The following is a 21,156-nucleotide window of genomic DNA, read 5'->3' on the forward strand; positions in this document are numbered from 1 at the left end:
GACGAACGAGTGATGTGGCTGCGCGCACCGCTGAACCCGTGTCGTCTCCGCCGGAGCAGCACAGTCGAATGGATGTCTGAGCCGCTACGGGCACCGTCGCGAGGGCACGTAACCTGATCACGCGGCGCGGGGCCGACTGCCTGGAGGGGCACCGTGCGCCTGCGCGAGCTGATCACCGACGCCTGGAGCTGGCTGGACTACAAGCCGGTCATGGCCGACCCGCGCCGACCGGGCCGAAACGCCTGGGCGGAGTTGACCTCGTCCTGGGTGCCGGATGAGGATCTGCGCCGCCTGGCCGCCTACCGGCTGCTGGCCGCCTACGACTCCAACCAGGCTGGCCAGGTCGCCGCGACTACCGGAGATGACCCCGCCGGAACAGAACGGCGCGAACTCGGTGACGCCTCGAAGCTCGTGGACACCGCGCTCGGCTACCTCCTCGGCTCCGAGCAGACCATCACGGTCGCCGGCGCGGAGCACGCCGACGACAAGCCGACAGACGAGGCCGCCGCGGCGTTGGCCGTCCAGGACCTTCTGAGGAAGTGGGCGGAGAAGGAACTGCTGCCCCTGCGTGTACAGCAGGCCGAGCGCACCGCGATCCTCCTGGGCGACGCCGTCTACAGCCTGGCCTGGGACCCGGGCAAGGGCCGCGTCCTGCTGCGAACCTGGGACCCGGGCCTCTACTTCCCGGAGTGGCCCGAGGACGGTGAGCAGGACGGTGCCGAGTACCCGATGCGCGTGCACCTGGCGTGGGAGCTGCCGGAGGACGAGCGGCGAGGGCGGAAGGCGAGGCTTCGCCGCGTCACCTACGAACTGGCGCCCATCGGCCCGGCGAGCAAGCGCGGCACCGCTAAGGACGGCAGCCCGGTGCGCGAGTACGTCTACGCCGAGGACGGCACGCCTGTCCTCGTGGAGGGCGACACTCTCGACCAGGACAGCGGCAGCATCACCCGCAACTACCCGTGGGCTCCCGGCCGGCCGACGCCGTGGACGTGCTACCTCACCGACGCCGAATGGGAACTGGACGACCTCAAGCACGCCGACATCCTGTACGACCTGCCCATGCACAAGGCCACCTACCGTGTCCGGTCGGACGGGGAAGTGCTCGATCGACTCGACCTGATGGTGGACTTCATCCCGCTCGTCCACGTCACGAACTCCATCCCGGCCAGCGGGGAGCACTGGGGGAAGCCGACCGTCGCCACCGTCCTCCAGGCCCTGGACGAGCTGGCCGCGACCGATACGGACAGCTCGGGCGCCTCCGCCACCACCGGCTCCCCGATCATCGGCCTGGCCGGCGCCCGGCTGCCCATCGACCGCGCCACCGGCCAGCCGCTCCCGGTCAAGGTCCGGGCCGGAACGGTGTGGCAGCTCAACGAGAACGGGCGCATGGACGTCTTGGACACCTCCGCCCAGCTGGCGGAGCTGCGCGCCCGCGTGGACCACGTCCTCGACCGGATCGCCGCGAACTCGCGGCTTACGGCCGCCGGCCTCGGCACCCTCGACCCGACCGCGCTGCCATCCGGCTACGCCCTGCAACTCGCCCTCGGACCGCTGGACACCCTCGTCGCCGCCATGCGGCTGGCCCGGACTCACAAGTACGCCATCCTGCTGCGCATGGTCCAGCGACTTCACCAAGCCGGGCAGGCCGAGGGCTGGCCCGCAGGGGAGTCGCTGCCCGCCCGCCTGATGTGGGGGCCACACACCCCGACCGACCGGGCAGCGGTCCTTGACGAGGTGGTGAAGGGCGTCGGCGCCGGGGTCCTGTCCGTCGAGACCGGCGTCCGGATGCTGATCGACGCCGGGTATCCGATCGATGACGCCCAGGAGGAGATCACCCGCATCCAGACCAGGGCCTTCGAGGCTGCGGCCCGCCTTGCCGACGCCACGGGCGACAACGCAGCCGTCCGCGAGTTCCTCGGACTGCCCGCAGCCGAACCGGAGATACCGAAGATTCCGCTGGCGGAGCACCCGCCGATGGCAGACGAGCAGTAGTCTCGACGCCCGGTCAGCGGGTGCTGTAGTCGGGATCGGGAAGAGAGTCGGCGTCCGGGAGCGGACGCCTACCTCGCAGGCCCAGCCGCGCGATACCGACCGCCCGCAGCAGGCCATCGACCTCCCTCAGCGCCGTGTCGTGCAGCTCACGCAGGTGCGGGCTCTGGCTGAGCCGGCCCAGGACGCCGGAGACGTCCACGAGACCGGTGACGACGTAGTTCTGCTGGTGCCAGCCCAACCGGGCATCCTGCCGCTTCTGGGCGTCGTCGGCCGTCTCGGAGTTCTTGAACCTCGCCGTGGCCAAACCGATCTCCTCGGCCATGCGCACCCGCATGTCGCCGGCGATCCGGGCCATGGCGCGGCGGATCAGCCACTGCCGCCATCCGGGCTGACTGAGGGCGCTGTTGACCACCTCCTCCACGAAGTTCTCGATCACAGGATCCGGCAGGAAGTCCACGTCGTACCGTTGCCGTACGGCCGCTCGGGATCGGTGGTGCACCAGGTGCGACCGGAACAGGAGGACGGTGGATTTGAGGTTGTCCAAGTCGGCGGCTCGACGCTTGCCGCGCTCCTGCCGCTGAGCGATGAGCGTGGCGAGGCCCAGGGTGAAGGCGGCGGTGGTGATCGCGGCGATCGGCACCGTCTTGAGGGCCGTGTCCGTCCAGGAGGGGGAGGGCGCAGGGCTCGGCTTGTCCGTTGACGCCGCGAGCATGACGAGATCCGCAAGAAGCATGGCCGGATTCTCCAGCCGGCCGTCGGTCCCCGTCCAGAATGATCAACGTCTCCCTGGCTCGGCGGCAGCTTGCGGCGCGGAGCGTGATCAGGCGAGGTCGATCCCCAGTGAGGTGTCCGGCCGGCAGAACCCGCAGGGCTCGATCGTCGGATCGGTCAGAGCAGATTGCGCCTCGTCGGGGCGGATCGGGTGCGGAGTCCCCTGAATCATCGAGCAGTCGGCCAGGTGGATCAGCGCAGGCTCGGGCCCGCCGGGGGTCCGCTTCTGCTGGACCACGTAGCCGGTCGTCGACGACGGCCGGGCGAGAGCGGGGACCGGGCCGCCGCCTTTCACCTTCCGCCCGCGACGCTGATGCTCCGGCGGCTGCTCGGCCTGCCCGAGGGCCTTCCGTACGGCGTCCCGCTGGAGACGCAGGTAGATGCCGACGACCTCATGCTCCGTGATCTGACGGTCGAGGTACGCCAGGATCGCCCGGAGGCGCGGTGGGTCAGGTGGCAGAGCGGCCATGACGTGCACCGTGCAGCGCCGCCCACGGGCCGGTGCGCCGACCCTGCCAGTACGGGTGGAACAGCACCTCCGCCGAGAGGCGGATGAGCTGCTGGCGCAGTGCGGTGCGCGGGTGTACGGCGAGCTGGCGGTAGGTGGCGTGCCACTGCTGCTGCGCGTGAAGTAGGTCAACGGGAATCGGCCGCATGGCCGGATTCAATCACGTGTTCGATTTTGCGTGCACGTCGATCTCCGCCAGGTCAAGGCCGGGCCCAGCGGTCGGCAGGTGACCACCGGGCACGGAGGGCCGAGCGGCTGAATCCGGGCTACCGCAGTTGCTGGCTAGACTGATCATCGGCGCGGGGGCGCTGGAGATCTGTGGATGGTTCACGCATGACGCGCCCCTGGCTTCCCAACCCACTCGTACCGGTCGGGTACCGCCGTGACGGCCGACCCATCTTCCCGATTCTCGGAGCCTCACCCGAGGACGACTCGAACAAGCCCGAGGACGACGAGGCAGGCGTCGGCGCGGTCACGCAGGAGGACCTTTCGCGGCTGCTGGCCCGAGAGAAGACCCAGGGCGGTCGCGCCGCCGTCAAGAAGCTGCTGGGCGAGCTGGGCTTCGACAACTCCGAGGCGCTGTCCCAGTTCGTCACTACCAAACGCGAGGCCGACCAAGCCGCGCTGACGGAGATCGAGCGCCGGGAGCAGGCCGCCGAGGAGAAGCTGCGGGCCGCCGAGGCGCGCGAGGCGCAGGCTGCCGCCCGGGAACGCGCAGCCGTCCGGCGCTCCGCGCTCGCGGGATTCGGCGCGACCGGGGACGACCTCAGCGACGCGGTTCTCCTGATCGACCGCGCGCTGGCCGATCAGCCCGACGCCGACGAGGACGCGGTCGCCGCCGCGGCCGAGCAGCTGAAGGAACGGCGGCCGGAGCTGTTCGGAGCCCGCGCCGCCACTCCCCCCGCCCCCGGCGGCTCACCCGCCGGCGGCCCGCCGTCGCGCGGAGGAGTGCCGCCCAAGCCCGGCGCTGCCGGTCTCGCGATGGCGCGGCGCCGGGGCTTCATCACCGACTGACGATCCAGCGACGTCGTGGCGCACGCCATGACCCCACCGGCGGGACAGCCGGACACGGGGACCACGCCCCTCACACCTCCCGTGGACGGCGCCACCACCAGGTGAGCGCGCGAATTCTCGCTTCACGTCCACGGGAGGACGGCTGTGACACTCCAGCCCATCACCACGTCGACGTCGTACACCGCCGACCGGGCCTGGCTCGCGTCGCTGCACGGCACCGACTCCACCGAGACCATCACGCTCGACGTCTCCAAGCTGACCGCCGGTACCCACACCGCCGCGTCGGCCGACACCAGCCAGCCGTACAGCCGGGTTCTGTCCGGCGTGCCCGTCGGCAAGATCACCGCCAGCGGCTTGTACGGAGCCTTCGACCCGACGGCGAACGACGGCCGCCAGAACCTCGCGGGCCACGTCTTCGCTGAGGCGCTGTTCGCGCCGTCCGCGACCAAGGTCCCCGCCGCACTGCTGTGGCACGGCGTGGTCGTCGCCTCGAAGGTGCCCGGCGGCATCGATCCCACCAAGGTCGCTACCTCGGTGACCGGCCCGCAGATCCGGTACGTGTGAGAGGCGGCCGACGATGACCATCCAGGACCTGATCAAGAACGTCGCCGCTCGCGACCTGACCTCCTTCGCCCGCGCCATCCCGTCCAAGGCGGACCACCTGCTCACCAAGGACGGCGGGATCATCCCCACGCTGGAGCAGGACGAGGTGAAGTGGCGGGTCAAGGACAACGGGCGCTACGTCAACGTCGCGAAGTACCGGGCCTTCGACGCCAGCGTGCCGTTCGCGTCCCGCGAGGCATGGCAGACCACCCGCGAGGGCATGCTGCCGCCGCTCGGGCAGAAGCTGCTCGTCGGTGAGCAGGAGCAGATCCTGCTGGAGGCGTCCCGCGGCGCGGACGAGGACCGGCTGATCGACCTGCTGTACGACGACACCGAGCGGCACGTCGAGGCCATCCGCTCTCGTGTCGAGCTGGCCTGGGGCGACGTCCTGGTCGACGGCAAGTTCTCGCTCGTCGCGGAGAACGGTCTGACCACCGAGGTCGACTGGGGCGTGCCGGCGGGCAACCTGCCGACCGTGCCGAAGCTCTGGTCGGACCCCACCTCCGACCCGATCAGGGACGAGCTGGGGTGGATTCAGTACCTGGATGACCGCGGAGCGCCCTTCCCGGAGCTGGTGGTCACCAGCCGCAAGGCGTTCTCGTTCCTCGCAGCGAACAACGCCTACAGGGCGGCCTACTACGGCTCGGTGAACCCCTCGAACACGCCGACCGCCACGCTCACGCCGCAGCAGATCAACGTCGTACGCGACAACTACGGCCTGCCCCCGATCACCTTCTACAAGGGCCAGGTGCGAGTCGACGGTGTGCAGACCAAGGTTCTCCCGGAGGACCGGTGGATCATGCTGCCGCCGGACCGCACGAAGTGGGGGCAGACGATCTTCGGTGTGACCGCCGAGGGCCTGGCCCTGTCGCGCGGCACGAACCCGGAGATCACGAAGGAGGACCGGCCGGGCATCATCATCACCCGTGGTGCCCAGGACGATCCCGTTCAGATCTGGACCAAGGGCGCGGCTGTCGGCATGCCGGTGCTGCACACGCCGGATGCTCACATCGTGGCGAAGGTGATCTGATGGGACGCCGACTCGCCGCCGCGGTGCACGTACGACACCCCGTCTCGCACGAGTGGGTGGTGCTGGAGCCGGGATACGAGCCTGACGAGGACTTGGCCGCCGAGATCACCAACCCGCACGCCTGGGAGGAGGACGACGCCGCCTCGGACGATCAGCCGGAGCCGGAGCCGGAGCCGGAGCCGGAGCCGGGCGCGAGCGCCGGCGCTGAGCCGGCGGCCGAGCCGCCGACGCCGCGGCGGCAGCGGAAGACCGCCGAGACCAGCGAGTAGTCCGCGAGCCGCAGCAGCCCGCCTCCGCCAGATGCAGCGGGGGCGGGCCACGGTGATCCAGGAGCCTTCATGGACCCGACCCTTCTTGCCTGGCTGCGTGCGCAGCTCGGCCCCACCACTGACCAGCAGGACCTCACCACGCGCTACGCCCGCCTGGGGCGGGCGCGCGAAGTCGCAGCGGAGGTCTTGGCCGAGCGTCGAGCCGCGCTCCTCGCTGAGCCGTTGCGTATGACGGTCGACGGGGTGGTCACCATCGACCAGACCAACAACCTCACGGGGGTGGAGCGCCAGATCGCTGGCCTCGCTGATCTGGTCGCACCAGACGACCCCGCAGTGGGAGAAGCGAGCGCCGATCTGGTTACGGCCCCGCTGCTGCCGACACGACGGACGAGGTAGAGCCACCATGCCGTACGAGTGGCCACCGCTGGTCCCCGGTGACCCGGAAGCGATCGCACGCCGCGTCGCGGCCGTACTCGAGGACGCCTGGCAGCGCCTGGCCGTCAAGCAGCGCGAGGTGATCGTCAGGTTGGCGGCCGACTCGCGTGCGCCCTACACCGTGGCCGCCTTGGAGGAGTTCAAGCGGGCCATCCGCGACTTCCGCCGGCGAGTCGATCAGGAGGCCCAGCAGTTCGTGCAGCGGCAGCTCACGCACCTGTACGAAGAGGGTGGGCGGCAGGCCGCCGAGTCCCTGGGCACGACCTTCACTTGGACGACGTTCCATCGTGACGCCCTACAGTCGCTCGCCGCCGACTCGTACGCGGACTTCCTGCGCCGCTCCGAGGAGGCCGAGCGGATGGCCAGCCAGTTCTACCGCGCAGTCCGGCAGGTCGCGCGGCGCGAGGTACCTATTCTGACCACCGGGAATGTGACGGCGAAGCAGACCGCCAAGAACCTCGCGGCTCGACTGGCCACCGAGCACAGGCTGACGCACGTGGTCTACCGGAATGGGGCCCGCGTTCCCGTGCGCGCATGGGCTGAGGCCGCCACCCTGGCCAAGAGTGCGGTCGCCTACAACGCCGGCACCCTCAACCGGACACGCGAGTCGGGCGTCGAGTACGTGGAGATATTCGACGGGATCGGGTGCGGATGGACCAGCCACCAGGACCCTGACAAGGCGAGCGGCACTGTGCGTTCGATCGCGGAGGCAGCCGACTGGCCCATCTCTCACCCGCGGTGCCGCCGGGCCTTCGGCCCCCGTCCGGACGTCCGGGACTCAGTCTGAGATCAGCGTCCCCTGCCGGCTTCCCGTACGGCAGGATCGACTCATGAAGATTCTGGTGCTGGGTGGTAGCTGGTTTCTGGGCAAGCACATTGTGGACGCTGCGTTGAAGAGGGGGTGGGCGGTCACCACCTTCAACCGCGGGCGGTCCGGAGACGTGAACGGGGTCGAGCCGGTACACGGCGATCGAACAAACCGTGCAGACCTGGAACGCCTCGCCGGACAGGGGCCGTGGGACGCCGTGATCGACACGTCGAGCAGCGACTTTCCCCCGCGCGACGTCCTTGCCGCCGTTACGGCGCTTCGGCCGGCTGCGCGGCGCTGGGTACACATCTCCACCGTGTCCGTCTACCAGGGGTGGCCGCACCAGCCGCTCACCGAGGCGTCTCCGCTGCTCGACTGTCCTCCCGACGCTGATGATTCGTACGGCCACACCGGTGAGGACGGCTCGCCCACCAAGTACGGATTCCAGAAGGCGGGCGGCGAGGCTGCCGTGACCGAGGTGTACGGCGACGACGCCGTACTTCTGCGTCCGGGCGTCATCCTGGGGCCAGGGGAGTACGTAGGCCGACTGCCCTGGTGGCTGGAGCGAGCCAAGAGGGGCGGACGAATCCTCGCTCCGGCGCCGGCCGAGCAGCGCATCCAGCCCGTCGACGTGCGCGACGTGGCGACCTTCGCCCTCGATCAGGCTGCCAGCTCGCTGAGCGGCGGCTTCAACGTGGCTCACCCCGAGGGGATCACGTTCCGCCATTTCCTGGAGGCTTGCCTCGCAGAGACGGGCGGTGCCGGAGCACCCGTGTGGGTCGAGCCTGCCGTCCTGCTGGACCAGGGCGTCACACAGTGGACGGAGCTGCCACTGTGGCGTACGCATGCCGGGGTGTGGGCCGTTGATTCCAGCCGGGCGGTGGAGGCGGGACTGCGGTGTCGGCCGGTCGCTGAGACCGTGCGAGACACCTGGCTGTGGTGGGCCGCCGATGGGCGTCCCGTGGACCACCCGAGGTGGGCGGAGCACGGGATCGCTGAGGCGAAGGAAGAGAAGATCCTCGCCTCGTTGGCCTGAGTCAGGCTTCCAACTGGAGCAGCGCCGGGGCGGTGAGCTGATGCGTGGCCGCGCTGCGGGTGAAGTCCTCCACTCGGTCACGCAGTTCAGTGGGAACCGCGGACCCGCGAAACACCGGTCGCGTCAGGTAGTGCTGGATCTGGCCGGTTCGCACGAGGACGCCGGTCACGCGTTGGTCGGCCGGAATGTCCCACAGGGGTGTGAGAGCTTCGGACGCGGCCTCCACGTTCCCGTCGAGCAGGTGTGCCATCGCCAGGTCAGCGGATGCGCTGCCCAGGACGTGAGCGGAACGTGCCGTAGTCGGCCGCATCTCGATGAGGTGGAGAGCCCTCCGCGCGGACTGCTCGGCCTGGGCGGCGTCGCCGATCAGCAGTGCGGTGGAGCTGCTGGACATGGCGAGCCGCTCCATGCTGAACCCGAACTCTCCGGCGACATCATCGTGCAGGCTGTCACGAGCCCCGCTTTCGACTCCTTCGGAGAGCCTGACGGCGCGCTGCGCGGAGTCGACGTCTCCGAGGTAGCCGTGCGCGCGGGCCTCGATGGCGAGGAGGCGGCGACGAGCCACGTCACCCAGGCCGCTGTACGTTTGGGCACGGCGCGCCTTGGCGGCTGCCTCACCGGGCATCCCGGTGAAGTAGCAGACATAGGCGAGGATGCCGTCGCAGTACGCTCGCAGAGGCTCGCACCGTGCGGCCTCTCCGTAGAGGTCGGCGGAACGCGCGAGCCGGCGGGAGGCGTCGAACGACCCGAGGTTGAAGGCACTCGTGGCCAACAGGGCCGTCGTCTGGCCAAGGAGTTCCAGCAGTCGCTGTTGCTGAGCCGGAACCTGGGTGCGGTCGCGCTGATCCTGGAGCTGGAGTTTCAGCGCCTGGCCGCGGTGGAACGCCTGGGTCGGCGCGATGGAGGCGTAGTCGCGGGCGAGTGCCACGACGTCGTCGGTGAGCTGGTCGAGGTTGGTGTCGGAGATGGACGCAGCGGCCGTCGCGCTGGCGTCTTCCTGAGCGTCACGGGCGGTCATGTTGATCTCTTGCTCCAGGTCGAACGAGGGTGCATGGGGATCGATCTGCGGTGGTGGCGCGAACAGGTCAGCGATCGGCCGGCCGAACAGGCTCTCCAGAACGAGGCGGGTGTCCGTGGACAGAGAGGAGGGGTTGACGCCTCCTGCCCGCCAGCGTTTGGCCGTCCGCTCGCTACAGGTCGGGTTGTTGGCACCCTTGCCAACGACCTGGTCAGCCTTCTGATCGAACTGCTTGATCAGCTTGGGAACGTCTAGGCCGCGCTCGTCGCAGAGCTGCTTCAGCAGGGTCTTCGGAGGGTGGTGTGCACTCACGTCGCCCCCAGTGGGTGAGCTTGGCCCAGCGTTGGACCGCCTACGGGTTGGTTGACCCCTTGGAAGGGGATACCGCCGTTCCTCTCCAGTGCAACACATAGATAGTGTCTGGCACTTGGGTGGCCGACAGGTGGCCCGTGGCACCCGAAAGGGCCGAGCAGATGGCCCCCCGCCGACATGGCGCTGTCACCCCGTGCAGGTTCACGCTGATCAACACCCTCGCTGAGAGTGCCCGATCAAGCACACTGCCGACTGGGAGTCCCCCGTGAACCCGCGAACGCAGCAACGCATCCCGGCCACCGGCGCAGCAGCGCCGGAGGCCGGGATGCCCGCACCCCCCTCCTTACTCCGCCTGGTGAGTTCCACCACGGACCTCACGGCCCCGCAACCGGTGGGTCATGGCCCCATGACGTGGAGCTTCGCACTTCAGGCGGACACAACCATCCGCCCGGCGACGCGGAGCCGAACGCGGATGCGGCTGACGGTGTCTCACTGGAGTGGGGACGTGGAAGCGGCGGCCCGAGTGGCGGCCGAGCTCACCGACAACGCGGGCAGGCACGGGAGGCCGTTCGTCGACGGATGCGTGATGCTCCGGCTCACGGTGAACCCGGAGACCAACGAACTGCTGGTGCAAGTAGACGACGCCGACCCCTCCTTCCCGCGCTTCGTAGACGTCCTGTCGAACGCCCGCCGTGTGAAGTCCGGCCTGGGTGTCGTGCTGTCGCATCGGGCCAGGGTCGAGCGGCACATGTTGCTGGACGAGGACGGGGCAGTGCGCGGTAAGACCGTGCAGGCGAAAATTCTTCCGGGCCTTCCGGGTACCTGGGGAGGCGGCGCCGCGTGACGACCACACAGCTTCCTCGACGCGCATCCAAGGTGGCAGAGCCGCGTCCGGCCCCGGCAGCGGCCTTCAACGGCACCCAGTTGAGTGCTCCTCGCGAGCCAGCCGCCGACATGACCTCTCTGGCCGAGCGCGTTCGCCACCTCATGAACCTGACCAACGGCCGGCAGCTCACCCTCCCCTTGGGCGGCGGGTACTTCGACGTGGTGGTCACCGCGAGCGGCGCTGAGGCGCACGGCATCGTGACAGTGCTGGACGAGGTTCAGCGGACGTCCGGCGACTCTCCGGACGCCTGCGGCCCGGTCATCGAAGACCCCGAGCGGGGCTGGCTCATCTGGCTCGTGCCACCGGGGACGGCCGACTGCTGGGAGCCCCATCGGTTCGCATCATGTCTCGGCGCACCTCATCAGCTGACACTTCCCTCCATGCACCAGTCCGACCCGCCGGGGGCGTTCTGGCTGAGGCGCATGCGCAGCGACCGCCTGATTCCCCCAGGCCCGCTACGGAACCTGCTCGCGCAGTTCCAGCCAGGCCCGGTGCCGCACGAGACGCTGCTCAGCTCGGCGCTGAACGCCATCTGATCTTCGCGTGCGGTGGGCGTCACCTGTTCGCCGCACGCGGTCTCGGCTTCCGGCCGTCAGCCCCCGATCACGGGCGGGCTGCCGGAATTTCAACCAAGGAACGTGACGTGCTTCCTCACAACACCCCAGTCCGATGGGACGGCTTGGAGCATCTGCGGCGGGACTACATGCTCCAGCTCACCGAGGCGATCGAGCGCAGTGGGCGCCAGGTGAAGGTCGCTCCGTACGCACTCGCCACCTCGGGGGACGAGCGCCGCGCGGATCTCGCCTTGATCGCGCGGTATGCGGACGCGGCCGGCTTGCGGCTCACCTCTACGTCGTTCGCTGATGAAGGCTCTGCTCCGCCTGTCGAACAGCGCAGCGGCTTCTGTGCCGCTCGCAGGTTCGCTCGGGAGGGCTTCGCGCACGGCATCCTCGCCATCGCTCGGCCGGCGATCACAACGGATGCGGAAGTGTACGAGCGCGTACTGACCGACCTGTTCGAGCACCGCATCTTCCTCGCGTTCCTGCCCATCGACCTGTCGAGCCTGGCGGACTGCCGGCCGGGCCGGGAGGTCCCCAGCGACCAGGAGCCCGCATGAACAGTGTCACCTTCCTGAAGGAGCGATACAGGCCCGATTACTGGGACAGCCTGTACAGGGCTGGCTTCCAGGTTGAGCCGCCCAGCGAGTTCGAGCGGCAGATGCTCCGCGCCTACACCGGCGCCACTTCGGGTATGCGCGCGATCGACGTCGGCTGTGGTCGGGGCCACTTGTCCGCGCATCTCGCGAGCTGGGGCCTGAGTGTGACCGGCTACGACTTCAGCAGGGTCGCGATCGAGGAGGCGCGGACCGCGCACTCGGACCTGGCAGACCTGCTCGACTTCCGCGTGCACGACTTCGACACCGGCAGGCCGCCAGCCGACCTGGAGCCGGGCTCGGTCGACATCGTGGTCGCCAGGCTCAGTCTGGAGTTCATGGACTGGGTCCACCTCCTCGCTCGCGCGCGCCACTGGCTGGCGCCGAACGGGCTCGTACACATCTCGACGCACGTCACGGACCTGATACCGCCCGCATGCGAGCACAGCGGCCTGCGTGAGGCGCAGATCGAATCGCTGCGCGACGACTGGAACGTGACGACATATGGCCTGGACGGCTACGGCGGATTCGTCGGTCTCGTCCTGCGCGACGGTCCGCTGCTCCGCTGAGGCACCGCCAGAGCTACCGGCAAGCCTCACAGACACCGTGACCACCCAGCGCCCTTCCGCACCGGTAGCCGCAGCCGCACCGGGGCGGAAGGGATTCCACGCCCGGTGCCGGGCTGCGACCCCCTTCCCTCCGCACCCCGGCACCGGGTTCGTCCACTCACTAGGAGAAGCCATCATGATCAGGACCTCGACCGCCATCCTCGTCGTCGCCGCCATCGGGGCGGTCCGCATCGTCCAGGCCGAGCGGCAGGCGCGCCGGCAGCTCGTCCTTCACGCCGCCGAGCTGCATCAGGCGTACTGCCGGGACACGGCCGCTGATCACCTCAGCAGCGGTGAATGGGGAGAGGGTCTGTCGCCCGAGGAGGCGGCCCAGCACATCCACGCCAACCGTCTGATCTCCTTCCTGAGCGCCAAGTACCGGGTCGGGCTGCTCAAGGATGACGACCTCCGGGTACAGGCGCACGCCTCGATGAAGCGTCCGTCCGTCCGCTCGTACTGGGAGCAGAACGGTTCGTTCCGCCAGGAGGGGGCCAAGGACCGCATCGATCGGAGGTTCAACGAGATCATGTACGGGGTGTTCGACCACCTCACCCGGCAGCAGAAGGCCGAAGCCTGAGCGATCTGCTGGCTGGCGCCGGCGTGTGGAGAGCCGATGCCTCTTCGAGCTGGCAGCCCTGCCGCGTTTGTGCGTGAGAGCCCCAGGCCGGCGTGATGTGGGGCCACCGCGTCCTGGACGAGCGTGCGTTCTGCGGTGTTCCGGCCCCCCTGGCCGCGCTCGTCGAGCAGGTGCACGGCAGCCGCCGGACCGTCTTGTCGTGACAACCCTTACCTGATACGAGGACTACACCACATGCAGGCAGCCACACCTGGTGACGCAGGTGACCGCCGGCCTTCCGGCCGGCCTAAGAAAGTGACGGGGGCGGAGCGGCAGAAGCTCGGGGAGCAACTGCGGGAGAAGTACGAAGCCGGAGCTGGGCTCCGCGCTCTCGCAGAGGAGACGGGCTGGTCTCACAGCTTCGTTCGGATTCTGCTTCAGGAGGTCGGCACTACCATTCGCAAGCGTGGTGGAGGCGGCTTCCAGCATCGCTCGCCCGTACCGGTAACGGAGCAGGACCGCACGCAGGTGGTGACCGAGGCGCAGGCCGACGACGAGGCCGCTTCCTCACAAGTCCAACGGTGACGCTGCGGGTGGGTGCGGGCTGCCGTGAGGGCTCGCCCGTTCTCTCCTCGCCGTAGCCGGGGCGCAGGTCCGGCGGGTCTCCCGTAGTCGCAGGCAGCGCCCACACTGCGCGGCGGCAGTCGCAGCCGCATCGAACACTCCTCAATGTGCCCGCTCCTGTCAGCCAGCGATCGGGCACCCCATCATCTCTTTGGTCGCTTTCTTGAAGGAGGCACCCATGATGGTCCCGCGTGTTGTCCTCACCTGGGTCACGACTGCCCGCGGCGGCGCGGAGCATTCCGTTGCCGAGCTGGCGGGGAACCTGGCCCGCCTGGTGCCCGACGTGGACGTGGTGTGGTGGCGGCACGGCGGCCCGTCCGCCGAGAACTGCGGCACGGCCCAGGTCCACGAGGTCACCGACTGGCCGGAATACCAGCGGACGCTGTCCGGCTTGTGCACACCGCCCGATGGCCGCCCCGTGGTGGTCATTTCGAACCACCGCACGGCTGCGGCGGACGTGGTGATCGCCCACCGTGCTCGGGTCATCCCCGTAGTCCGGCACGTCGTCAACGCCGATCAAGTGCTACGGGTGATCGACCCCTACGAGGGCTGCATGGTCGAGCGCACCATCAGTGAACTCTGCTGGGAGGTGTTGGTCGACGTACCGGTTTGGGTGGGTATCTCGGACGCTTCGTCAGCCGCCCTGCGCACCCACGCCCCGCAGGCGCAGTTCGTGACCACCATCCACAACGGCGTCAGCATCCCTGTCAGCGTCCCGGCTCGCAACAGGCCGGCCACGGGCAGGCTGCTGGTGGCCAGCGTCGCCCGCACGGTGCCCTGGAAGAGAGTTGACCAGCTCGTACTGGCCGCAGCCGACCCACGCCTGTCCACCGCCATGCGCCTGGACATCTTCGGCGAACCCGGCTCCCATCAAGACGAGCTGGTTCATCTGGTGCGCGAACTCAGCGCACCCGTCCGCTTCATGGGGTACGCCTCCGACCTGCCCCAACGGCTCGCGGAGTACGACCTGCTGGCCACCGCGAGCGTGCAGGAAGGTTTCGGACGCGCCGTCATCGACGCCGCCGGCGCCGCGGTCCCCTCCCTGGTTCCCGACGCGGGAGCCAGCCCGGAACTCGTCATCGACGGACTGACCGGCATGGTCTACGACCCCGACGACCCCGGTGACCTCGTGGCGGCACTCACCGACGCGCTTCTCGACAGAGAGGGACTGGTCGCGATGGGTTGGGCGGCTCGGGCCCTGGCGGAGGGGTGGTACACACCGGGGCGGTGCGCCACCCAGTTCCTGACGCTCGTGCTGGGCCAGCGCCCGACCTCTCGTCCGCTGGTGGCCGCGCAGTGAGCGATGTCGGGCCGCTCCTGGGTGACGTACTGCGGCTGTCCGACGACCCCTTCCTGAAGGAGTTGGGCGCGGGTGCTCTGGACGAGAAGCCCATCGCGTCCATAGGCGACATCACCGGCGCGGTGTACGACTTGGTGCGCACCGGGCTCGGCGGCAGGCCGTCCATTGACCCGGACGCCTACGTGTCCCCGCGGGCGAATGTCGCCGAGGACGTGGTGATCGGGCCGGGTGTGAGGGTGCACGAGTATTCGACGGTACGAGGCCGGACGGTGCTCTCGTCCTACGTTCACGTCGGATACGGCTGCGAGATATCGCGGAGCCTGGTGGGCGAGCACAGCATCCTGTCGCACCGGGCAACCCTGGGGTGCGTCGTGATCGGCCGCCACTGCTACTTCTCCGCAGACTTCCTCACCGCGTCCTGCCTTATCACCAACAGCGACATGCTCAACCCGGACAGACCGATCTCCTTCGTCCTGCCTGACGGCCGACGGCGCAGTACCGGACAGCCGAAGTGGTCCGGTGTGATCGGTGACCACGTCCGGGCCGGGGCCCGCGTCGCGGTTGGTCCCGGTGCCGTAGTGGGCGCGCGCTCGCTGTTGGAGGCGAACGCCACCGTCGCCACCGCCTGGGTCCCGGCCGATTCCCGAGTGCCCCGGTCCGACCCCCGAACCACACCATCAGGAGGCCACGCATGATGAGCTACGCGACCGAGCGCAGACACCTGGTCAGCGCCATCACTGACCTGCTCGACTGGAAGCTGCTCGACCCGGCCGGCGGCGCCGTGTCCATGCGACTGCCCGACGGGAACATCCTGATGTCCTGCACCCGGCTCGCATTCGACCGCTGGAAGGTGAGCCTGCGGGACTTCATAGTCCTCGCCTCCAACGGGGCGATCATCGAGCAGACCGGGGGCCTGGGCGCGTCCGGTACCCCGCTCCACCTGGATCTGTACCGGATGCTGCCTCGCGCCGGCGCCCTCGTGCACACCCATGCCCCCTACAGCCTCGCCTTCGCCTCGCTCGGCGTGGCAGTGCCCAGCGTCACCAACCGCGCCGACACCTTCGGCCACATCCCGTGTCTCCACGCGAACGACAGCATGGTGAAGGCCCGGTTCATTGCCGACCCCGTTCCGCTCGACTTGCCGGAGGGCACGGTGCAGCGGCCGGAGGTCGCCGCCGTCAACCTTCTGGAGTATCGGCCGCAACTGCAGAAGGCCATCGCGCCGCGGGCCGACGAGCTGGAGCGACACGGTCTCGCCTTCACCCTCTACCGCCACGGCGCGTTCACCGTAGGTCGGCAACTCGAGGAGACGGTCGACCTCATGCTGCGCCTGGAGGAGACCGCCCGCACCGCGCTGTACCAGGCCCAGCTCACCGGGGGAGCGGTCTACCCGAACCGCCTGTATCGCCACGAGCGGCAGACCTATGACGGTGCAACCAGCGCCACACCAGTATCGTCATATGTCACTGGGCGGGATTCGATCTAGAGAAACTGGCGACAATCCCGTCGAAACAGCCGAAACACGGGACGGGAAACACCGCGACATGAATAACGTCACTCTCCGGGAGCGACCTATGGCAGCCGACCGCCACCTCTACCGCATCACCGGTGGCGTACCGCTACGCGGCACAGTGCAGGCGTCCGGCGCGAAGAACGCCGTCACCAAACAGCTCGTCGCGACTCTGCTGACCGACGAGCCCTGCGTACTGCACGGCGTGCCCCGCATCCTGGAGGTCGACCTCGTCCTCGGAATGCTCGCCGAGCTGGGCACTGAGGTGTCCTGGCTCGGTGAGCACACCGTCCGAGTGCACACGCCCAAGGTGACCAACACCTCGCTGTCCTCCTCGTACTCCGGCGTCAACCGGATTCCGATTCTGATGATGGGCCCCCTGCTGCACCGGCGCGGAGAGACCGTCGTCCCCCTCCCCGGCGGTTGCACCATCGGGAAGCGGCCCATCGACTTCCACCTCGCCGGCTTGAGCCAGATGGGGGCCGACATCGTAGACGGGACCCGATCCGTCAAGGTCAGCACCAACGGCCGACTCGCCGGGGCACACGTTCACCTCCCGTTCCCCTCGGTCGGGGCCACGGAGAACCTGCTGCTGGCTGCCGCCCTCGCTAAGGGCACCACAGTGATCTCCAACGCGGCCGTCGAGCCGGAGATCGTGGACCTGGTCCTCATGCTCCAGAAGATGGGCGCCCTCATCACCATCGACACGGACCGCACCATCGTGGTCAACGGCGTCCCGGCGCTGGGCGGCGTCGAGCACCGAACCGTTGCCGACCGCATCGAGATCGCGTCGTTCGCGGCAGCGGCCGTTGCCACCGACGGCCGGATTCAAGTTCGGGGAGCCCGCCAAGACCACCTGATCACCTTCCTCAACGCGCTGCGGCACATCGGCGGCGAGTTCATCGAGACCGAAGACGGCTTGGAGTTCTTCCGTGGCCGGCCGCTCACGGCAACGGACATCGAGACCGGCGTCCACCCCGGCTTCATGACGGACTGGCAGCAGCCCATCACCGTCCTGCTCACCCAGGCCGCCGGCACGTCCGTCGTTCACGAGACGATCTATGAAGATCGCTTCGGCTACGCCAAACAGCTCAGTACCGCCATGGGCGCGGAGATCGAGCTGACCACCAGGTGCCTGGGAGCCACCGCCTGCCGCTGGCACAACCGGGACTTCCAGCACACCGCCAAGATCAGCGGGCCAACCCCGCTCAAGGCCGCCGACCTGGTCATCCCCGACCTTCGCGCAGGCTTCGGCTACGTCCTCGCCGCCCTAGTGGCGGAGGGCACCAGCACCATCAGCGGCACCCGCTACCTCGAACGCGGCTACGAGGAGCCCGTCGCCAAGCTCACCGCCGTCGGCGCCCGCATCACAACACAGCCCGCCTGAGCCCGGTGCCGCCCGCCGAAGGGGAGAGCGGGCGGCACCGGCCACTGTCCAAAGGAGCACTCCGTGCGCGCACTTACCTTGGTTCCATCCACAAAGCGGATCTGGGAACCAGTGATCGACCAGCACGAGACCTGGCTCGGGGTCAACCCGGTACAGGGGTGCAACAAGGCGTGCGGATACTGCTACCTGGTCGACCGCGGGCAGACGCGCGTCAAGCCGGTGGAACTTGCTTCACCGAGCCGGACGGTCGACCTGCTCAAGGCGAGTCCGTACTACAGCCCTCAAGCGGTCCTTGCTCTCTACACCTGCACCGACGCGCTCTCCACCCCCCGCACACGAGCCCACCTCATTGGTCTCCTTGGCGAACTCGCCGCCCGCGATGTCCGTAACCCGGTGTGCCTGATCACGAAGTGCGCGGTCACCGATGACGTCCTGGACGCCATCCTCGCCGCGCGCGCGGCCGGTACGCCCGTGATCGTCTACCTCAGCTACTCCGGACTCGGTCCGGACATCGAGCGCGGCATCGACCACCCGGCCCTTCGCGAGAACTTCCCGTGCCTCCACGAGCGCGGCATTCCCGTCATCCATTACTGGCGACCGCTGATGCCAGCGAACGCCGACCCGGAGACGATCATCCACGTCCTGGACTGGGCCGCCCGCTACTCCGCCTGTTCCGTGGCAGTCGGTCTCAAGGTCAAGCGCGGAGCCCGCGACCAGATGACGCAGATGTGGCCCGAACTCGGCGCCGACGAGCTGCCCCTCGAAACCGCAGACGCGGTGTGGCCGCGGCAGACCTGGGACCTGCTGGCCTCGCTCCCGCGTCGCTACCCGGACCACCCCATCTTCCAGACCAACGCCTGCGCCTTGGCTTACGTCCTCCAGCGCGCCGACAAGCATCGCGTCCACGCCACCGCGGCCTGTGCCGCCAACCACTGCCCGAGCAGTCAACGAGCCCGGTGCGCCGCCGCGGTGCCCACACCCGTCACAGCAGACGATGTCCGCAGCCGCCTCGTCTGGCTCGGCGTGCCCACCGTCCGCGCCGTCGACTGGGACGCCGAACAGCGCACTGCCACCGTTCAGGAAGCCCTCGCTACCCGTGACCGAAACAACGTCTCCCAGCAACTCGGCATTACCATCCGGGCCTCCCGTGCCAGCAGCGACCGGTACTGGTCCGGACGCTTCGAGGGTGGACAGCCCCTCATCATCGACTCATAGCCAGACGCCCGAACGGGCTGGGGAGTACGCGGAGCTGGTGAGAGCTGAAGTGGCCATCAGACTGCTCCAGTTACGCAAAGGCTGTGGTTGGACAACCTACGACGTTGAGCGGCGCAGTGGCGTGAGCCGCTCAACGCTGTCCCGGATCGAGCGGAACCGCACCGAGCCGACGTTCACAGCCGTGGTCCGAGCCTGCGAAGCTTACGGCTACCCGGTCGCACGGCTTCTGGCCGAAGCCGAGGCCAGCGCCCGGGCGGCTGCGGGCGGCGACCCCGGTCACTAACGGCCTCATAAGGAAACGGCCTGAGCCGGTGCCTGGCGCTCCGTTGGGCGATTCGAGGTGTCCGCGTGAGGACCTAGGCTCGAACGCATGAGCGCGCCTATCGAAGGGCTGACCCTGGGGGCCGTCAGCGCGATCGTCGAGAAGAAGATCCTCAAGGACAAGATTCGCATCTACCGGCCTGGCGAGCCGGTGTTCAACCCGGATACGGGCCAGTACGATCCCGGCCCACCCGTCACCGTCCACGAAGGTCCCGGAGCGATCTTCCCCGCGAGCGGACCATCTGTCGTGCTGCATCTGGCGGGGCAGGCATACGTGGACGACACCCCGTCTCGGTACCGCCTCCTGACTCCACTGTCGGCGCCGGTGGCGTCGCGCGAGGACACCGTGGCCGTCGTGGAATCCGACGACGAGTCGGCCATCGGCCGGACGTGGCGTGTGATCGACATCGGGGAAACGTCCACGTTGAGTGTCGTTCGCACCACATGGGTGGACCAGAACACGCAGAAGACCGGAGCGTGACGTGACCACCGCCATCGATCCGGAAGAAGTACGCAAGGAACTAGAAGCCAAGCTGCTCCTGGACACCGTGCGGGTAACCCGGCCGACCGGTACGCCGGCGCTCGATCCCGAGACCGGCCTACTCGGGCCGGTACCGGTCGAGCTGGTCTACGAAGGGGCAGGCGCGTTGCTGTCCGGGCACGGGCAGGTGACGGCCGAGGGGATCGTCGGGAAGCAGTGGCTGGACGACACGGTGTCCTGGTACCGGCTGCTGACTCCTCTCGCCGCACCGGTACCCGCCCGGTATGACCGGGTGGAGGTGACCGTCGCGCATTCCGGCAGTGCTGCGACCGGCGGCCGTGTCTGGCAGGTCCTCGATCCAGCCGAAGCCTCGACCGTCGAACTGGTCCGCGTGACGCGACTGGACGAGATCACGCCGCCGTCATGAGGCGATTCGGAGTGTCCGAGAACCGGCCTACGCTCGACGTATGGAGATCACGGACACTCCGGCCGCCGACCTTCAGCAGGTCAAGGTCACGGCGGACGGCAGCAAAGCGTCAATACTGATCGACGGAGTCGACTACTCGCGAGTCGTGTCCGGCTACACCATCCACCACCAGGCAGGGCAGGCGGCCGACGTCGTCATTCAGCTCGCCAAGGGCAGGACATGCCCGGACTTTGACGGCCACGCGCGGGTCGCGGTCGGCGTGCCGTACGAGCCGGGGCCGGCGGCAGCCGCCTTCCTGTCGGCCATGGACGCCGGCCTCCTGGAGAAGGCGGCGCTGGCCCGCCCCGATCTGGACGGCGGGCAGCACGGATTCACGAAGGCTGTGCTCGCCCAGCTCCAGCAGTGGGCCCGGGGCGAGTTCGACCAGGCGCCGGAGGCGACCTGATGGCCTCCTCGCGGAACCCTCACCCGAACGCCCACCCGTCAGCCGGGGCGTACAGCAACGCGGCGCAGATCGCTGCCAGGTTGAACGCGCGCGCCGTGTCCTCCCTGCCCGCGGTGGCCGGCGTGGTGCAGCACTATGCGATGCTGCTGGAGACGGCCATCAAGGCGAATGCGAGCGGCAGGCCGGGGCCGAACGCGCCGACCGGGGACTATCGGCGTTCCTGGACGCACGAGTTCAGCACCAGCGGCATGACCGTCGAGGCTGTCGTGGGGACCAACAAGCCGCAGGGCAGGCGTCTTGAGTACGGGTTCGTCGGAGCCGACAGCCTTGGGAGGATCTACAATCAGCCGCCTTTTCCCCACGTCGGACCGGCTGTTGAGCAGATCCGACCGGCGTTCCTTGCCGCCGTCGGCGCGGCCGTGGGGGACTGATGGCCGTAAACGGGCG

Annotated in this window: 27 protein-coding genes and 1 pseudogene; 24 read left to right on the top strand and 4 right to left on the bottom strand. The window is 68.9% G+C overall.

Going from position 1 to position 21,156, the window contains the following annotated elements; all coding sequences use genetic code 11:
- The first annotated feature begins 153 nt into the window (after positions 1–153).
- The gene (locus tag ABZ858_RS00170) at positions 154–1,992 is read left to right on the top strand and encodes a hypothetical protein (protein ID WP_361370196.1); all 1,839 of its coding nucleotides are present in this window, start codon (positions 154–156) and stop codon (positions 1,990–1,992) included.
- A 13-nt stretch (positions 1,993–2,005) separates the two neighbouring features.
- Here the strand turns inward: ABZ858_RS00170 and ABZ858_RS00175 are convergent, their stop codons facing one another.
- From ABZ858_RS00175 to ABZ858_RS00185, 3 genes are all read right to left on the bottom strand, one after another.
- The gene (locus tag ABZ858_RS00175; protein ID WP_361370199.1) at positions 2,006–2,725 is read right to left on the bottom strand and encodes a hypothetical protein; all 720 of its coding nucleotides are present in this window, start codon (positions 2,723–2,725) and stop codon (positions 2,006–2,008) included.
- 87 nt (positions 2,726–2,812) lie between these two features.
- Complete coding sequence (locus ABZ858_RS00180; RefSeq protein WP_361370202.1) at positions 2,813–3,232, bottom strand: DUF6233 domain-containing protein; 420 nt, start codon at positions 3,230–3,232, stop codon at positions 2,813–2,815.
- Complete coding sequence (locus tag ABZ858_RS00185; RefSeq protein ID WP_361370205.1) at positions 3,213–3,419, bottom strand: hypothetical protein; 207 nt, start codon at positions 3,417–3,419, stop codon at positions 3,213–3,215. The genes ABZ858_RS00180 and ABZ858_RS00185 overlap by 20 nt, the downstream gene beginning before the upstream one ends.
- A 185-nt stretch (positions 3,420–3,604) precedes the next feature.
- Here ABZ858_RS00185 and ABZ858_RS00190 point away from each other — a divergent pair, with 185 nt between their 5' ends.
- The 7 genes from ABZ858_RS00190 (at position 3,605) to ABZ858_RS00220 (ending at position 8,466) form a co-directional block, all read left to right on the top strand.
- On the top strand, positions 3,605–4,285 hold the full coding sequence (locus ABZ858_RS00190; RefSeq protein ID WP_361370208.1) for a hypothetical protein: 681 nt from the start codon (positions 3,605–3,607) through the stop codon (positions 4,283–4,285).
- Positions 4,286–4,429: 144 nt separating this feature from the next.
- On the top strand, positions 4,430–4,849 hold the full coding sequence (locus ABZ858_RS00195; RefSeq protein WP_361370211.1) for a head decoration protein: 420 nt from the start codon (positions 4,430–4,432) through the stop codon (positions 4,847–4,849).
- A 13-nt stretch (positions 4,850–4,862) separates the two neighbouring features.
- On the top strand, positions 4,863–5,918 hold the full coding sequence (locus tag ABZ858_RS00200) for a major capsid protein (RefSeq protein WP_361370214.1): 1,056 nt from the start codon (positions 4,863–4,865) through the stop codon (positions 5,916–5,918).
- Positions 5,918–6,187: a hypothetical protein gene (locus ABZ858_RS00205; protein ID WP_361370217.1), complete on the top strand. Its 270-nt coding sequence runs from the start codon at positions 5,918–5,920 to the stop codon at positions 6,185–6,187. Before ABZ858_RS00200 ends, ABZ858_RS00205 begins: the two co-directional genes overlap by 1 nt.
- 69 nt (positions 6,188–6,256) lie before the next feature.
- Positions 6,257–6,583 carry a hypothetical protein gene (locus ABZ858_RS00210; protein WP_361370219.1) on the top strand — a complete coding sequence of 109 codons (327 nt, stop codon included), beginning with the start codon at positions 6,257–6,259 and terminating at the stop codon, positions 6,581–6,583.
- A 7-nt stretch (positions 6,584–6,590) separates the two neighbouring features.
- Positions 6,591–7,409 (top strand): hypothetical protein, encoded by an 819-nt coding sequence (locus ABZ858_RS00215; RefSeq protein ID WP_361370221.1) that lies wholly within the window; start codon positions 6,591–6,593, stop codon positions 7,407–7,409.
- Positions 7,410–7,452: 43 nt separating this feature from the next.
- The gene (locus ABZ858_RS00220; RefSeq protein ID WP_361370224.1) at positions 7,453–8,466 is read left to right on the top strand and encodes an NAD-dependent epimerase/dehydratase family protein; all 1,014 of its coding nucleotides are present in this window, start codon (positions 7,453–7,455) and stop codon (positions 8,464–8,466) included.
- Position 8,467: 1 nt separating this feature from the next.
- Here the strand turns inward: ABZ858_RS00220 and ABZ858_RS00225 are convergent, their stop codons facing one another.
- Positions 8,468–9,796 carry a DNA-binding protein gene (locus ABZ858_RS00225; RefSeq protein WP_361370227.1) on the bottom strand — a complete coding sequence of 443 codons (1,329 nt, stop codon included), beginning with the start codon at positions 9,794–9,796 and terminating at the stop codon, positions 8,468–8,470.
- A 505-nt stretch (positions 9,797–10,301) separates the two neighbouring features.
- Here ABZ858_RS00225 and ABZ858_RS00230 point away from each other — a divergent pair.
- From ABZ858_RS00230 to ABZ858_RS00305, 16 genes and pseudogenes are all read left to right on the top strand, one after another.
- A complete protein-coding gene (locus tag ABZ858_RS00230) occupies positions 10,302–10,640 on the top strand; it encodes a hypothetical protein (protein ID WP_361370230.1) in 339 nt (112 codons plus the stop codon).
- Positions 10,637–11,218, top strand: a complete 582-nt coding sequence (locus ABZ858_RS00235; RefSeq protein ID WP_361370233.1) for a hypothetical protein — start codon at positions 10,637–10,639, stop codon at positions 11,216–11,218. The genes ABZ858_RS00230 and ABZ858_RS00235 overlap by 4 nt, the downstream gene beginning before the upstream one ends.
- A gap of 107 nt (positions 11,219–11,325) precedes the next feature.
- The gene (locus ABZ858_RS00240) at positions 11,326–11,799 is read left to right on the top strand and encodes a hypothetical protein (RefSeq protein ID WP_361370236.1); all 474 of its coding nucleotides are present in this window, start codon (positions 11,326–11,328) and stop codon (positions 11,797–11,799) included.
- A complete protein-coding gene (locus ABZ858_RS00245) occupies positions 11,796–12,404 on the top strand; it encodes a class I SAM-dependent methyltransferase (RefSeq protein ID WP_361370239.1) in 609 nt (202 codons plus the stop codon). The genes ABZ858_RS00240 and ABZ858_RS00245 overlap by 4 nt, the downstream gene beginning before the upstream one ends.
- A 175-nt stretch (positions 12,405–12,579) precedes the next feature.
- Positions 12,580–13,020 carry a DUF6082 family protein gene (locus ABZ858_RS00250; protein ID WP_361370241.1) on the top strand — a complete coding sequence of 147 codons (441 nt, stop codon included), beginning with the start codon at positions 12,580–12,582 and terminating at the stop codon, positions 13,018–13,020.
- A gap of 294 nt (positions 13,021–13,314) precedes the next feature.
- Positions 13,315–13,473 (top strand): annotated as a pseudogene (locus tag ABZ858_RS00255) (helix-turn-helix domain-containing protein); the annotation flags it as partial.
- A gap of 328 nt (positions 13,474–13,801) precedes the next feature.
- Complete coding sequence (locus ABZ858_RS00260) at positions 13,802–14,923, top strand: glycosyltransferase family 4 protein (RefSeq protein WP_361370244.1); 1,122 nt, start codon at positions 13,802–13,804, stop codon at positions 14,921–14,923.
- On the top strand, positions 14,920–15,618 hold the full coding sequence (locus ABZ858_RS00265; RefSeq protein WP_361370247.1) for a hypothetical protein: 699 nt from the start codon (positions 14,920–14,922) through the stop codon (positions 15,616–15,618). Before ABZ858_RS00260 ends, ABZ858_RS00265 begins: the two co-directional genes overlap by 4 nt.
- Entirely contained in the window at positions 15,615–16,409 is a 795-nt protein-coding gene (locus tag ABZ858_RS00270; protein ID WP_361370250.1) for a class II aldolase/adducin family protein, read from the top strand. Before ABZ858_RS00265 ends, ABZ858_RS00270 begins: the two co-directional genes overlap by 4 nt.
- 88 nt (positions 16,410–16,497) lie before the next feature.
- Complete coding sequence (gene murA, locus ABZ858_RS00275; protein ID WP_361370253.1) at positions 16,498–17,820, top strand: UDP-N-acetylglucosamine 1-carboxyvinyltransferase; 1,323 nt, start codon at positions 16,498–16,500, stop codon at positions 17,818–17,820.
- Positions 17,821–17,883: 63 nt separating this feature from the next.
- Positions 17,884–19,035 carry a hypothetical protein gene (locus ABZ858_RS00280; protein ID WP_361370256.1) on the top strand — a complete coding sequence of 384 codons (1,152 nt, stop codon included), beginning with the start codon at positions 17,884–17,886 and terminating at the stop codon, positions 19,033–19,035.
- A 49-nt stretch (positions 19,036–19,084) separates the two neighbouring features.
- Positions 19,085–19,318 (top strand): helix-turn-helix transcriptional regulator, encoded by a 234-nt coding sequence (locus tag ABZ858_RS00285; protein WP_361370259.1) that lies wholly within the window; start codon positions 19,085–19,087, stop codon positions 19,316–19,318.
- Positions 19,319–19,405: 87 nt separating this feature from the next.
- On the top strand, positions 19,406–19,837 hold the full coding sequence (locus tag ABZ858_RS00290) for a DUF6093 family protein (protein ID WP_361370262.1): 432 nt from the start codon (positions 19,406–19,408) through the stop codon (positions 19,835–19,837).
- 1 nt (position 19,838) lies between these two features.
- The gene (locus ABZ858_RS00295; protein ID WP_361370265.1) at positions 19,839–20,264 is read left to right on the top strand and encodes a DUF6093 family protein; all 426 of its coding nucleotides are present in this window, start codon (positions 19,839–19,841) and stop codon (positions 20,262–20,264) included.
- Positions 20,265–20,304: 40 nt separating this feature from the next.
- On the top strand, positions 20,305–20,709 hold the full coding sequence (locus ABZ858_RS00300; protein ID WP_361370268.1) for a hypothetical protein: 405 nt from the start codon (positions 20,305–20,307) through the stop codon (positions 20,707–20,709).
- Positions 20,709–21,140, top strand: coding sequence for an HK97 gp10 family phage protein (locus tag ABZ858_RS00305; protein WP_361370271.1), 432 nt, complete (start codon positions 20,709–20,711; stop codon positions 21,138–21,140). The genes ABZ858_RS00300 and ABZ858_RS00305 overlap by 1 nt, the downstream gene beginning before the upstream one ends.
- Positions 21,141–21,156: the final 16 nt, after the last annotated feature.

Origin of the sequence: Streptomyces sp. NPDC047017 (assembly GCF_040644175.1) — a bacterium.
Lineage (GTDB): Bacteria > Actinomycetota > Actinomycetes > Streptomycetales > Streptomycetaceae > Streptomyces.

What these genes read in the sequence shown, in the direction of transcription:
- ABZ858_RS00175 (WP_361370199.1), bottom strand. Translation starts at nt 2,725, where the DNA reads ATGCTTCTTGCGGATCTCGTCATGCTCGCGGCGTCAACGGACAAGCCG.
- ABZ858_RS00180 (WP_361370202.1), bottom strand. Translation starts at nt 3,232, where the DNA reads ATGGCCGCTCTGCCACCTGACCCACCGCGCCTCCGGGCGATCCTGGCG.
- ABZ858_RS00185 (WP_361370205.1), bottom strand. Translation starts at nt 3,419, where the DNA reads ATGCGGCCGATTCCCGTTGACCTACTTCACGCGCAGCAGCAGTGGCAC.
- ABZ858_RS00190 (WP_361370208.1), top strand. Translation starts at nt 3,605, where the DNA reads ATGACGCGCCCCTGGCTTCCCAACCCACTCGTACCGGTCGGGTACCGC.
- ABZ858_RS00200 (WP_361370214.1), top strand. Translation starts at nt 4,863, where the DNA reads ATGACCATCCAGGACCTGATCAAGAACGTCGCCGCTCGCGACCTGACC.
- ABZ858_RS00205 (WP_361370217.1), top strand. Translation starts at nt 5,918, where the DNA reads ATGGGACGCCGACTCGCCGCCGCGGTGCACGTACGACACCCCGTCTCG.
- ABZ858_RS00210 (WP_361370219.1), top strand. Translation starts at nt 6,257, where the DNA reads ATGGACCCGACCCTTCTTGCCTGGCTGCGTGCGCAGCTCGGCCCCACC.
- ABZ858_RS00215 (WP_361370221.1), top strand. Translation starts at nt 6,591, where the DNA reads ATGCCGTACGAGTGGCCACCGCTGGTCCCCGGTGACCCGGAAGCGATC.
- ABZ858_RS00220 (WP_361370224.1), top strand. Translation starts at nt 7,453, where the DNA reads ATGAAGATTCTGGTGCTGGGTGGTAGCTGGTTTCTGGGCAAGCACATT.
- ABZ858_RS00245 (WP_361370239.1), top strand. Translation starts at nt 11,796, where the DNA reads ATGAACAGTGTCACCTTCCTGAAGGAGCGATACAGGCCCGATTACTGG.
- ABZ858_RS00250 (WP_361370241.1), top strand. Translation starts at nt 12,580, where the DNA reads ATGATCAGGACCTCGACCGCCATCCTCGTCGTCGCCGCCATCGGGGCG.
- ABZ858_RS00260 (WP_361370244.1), top strand. Translation starts at nt 13,802, where the DNA reads ATGATGGTCCCGCGTGTTGTCCTCACCTGGGTCACGACTGCCCGCGGC.
- ABZ858_RS00270 (WP_361370250.1), top strand. Translation starts at nt 15,615, where the DNA reads ATGATGAGCTACGCGACCGAGCGCAGACACCTGGTCAGCGCCATCACT.
- murA (WP_361370253.1), top strand. Translation starts at nt 16,498, where the DNA reads ATGGCAGCCGACCGCCACCTCTACCGCATCACCGGTGGCGTACCGCTA.
- ABZ858_RS00290 (WP_361370262.1), top strand. Translation starts at nt 19,406, where the DNA reads ATGAGCGCGCCTATCGAAGGGCTGACCCTGGGGGCCGTCAGCGCGATC.
- ABZ858_RS00300 (WP_361370268.1), top strand. Translation starts at nt 20,305, where the DNA reads ATGGAGATCACGGACACTCCGGCCGCCGACCTTCAGCAGGTCAAGGTC.
- ABZ858_RS00305 (WP_361370271.1), top strand. Translation starts at nt 20,709, where the DNA reads ATGGCCTCCTCGCGGAACCCTCACCCGAACGCCCACCCGTCAGCCGGG.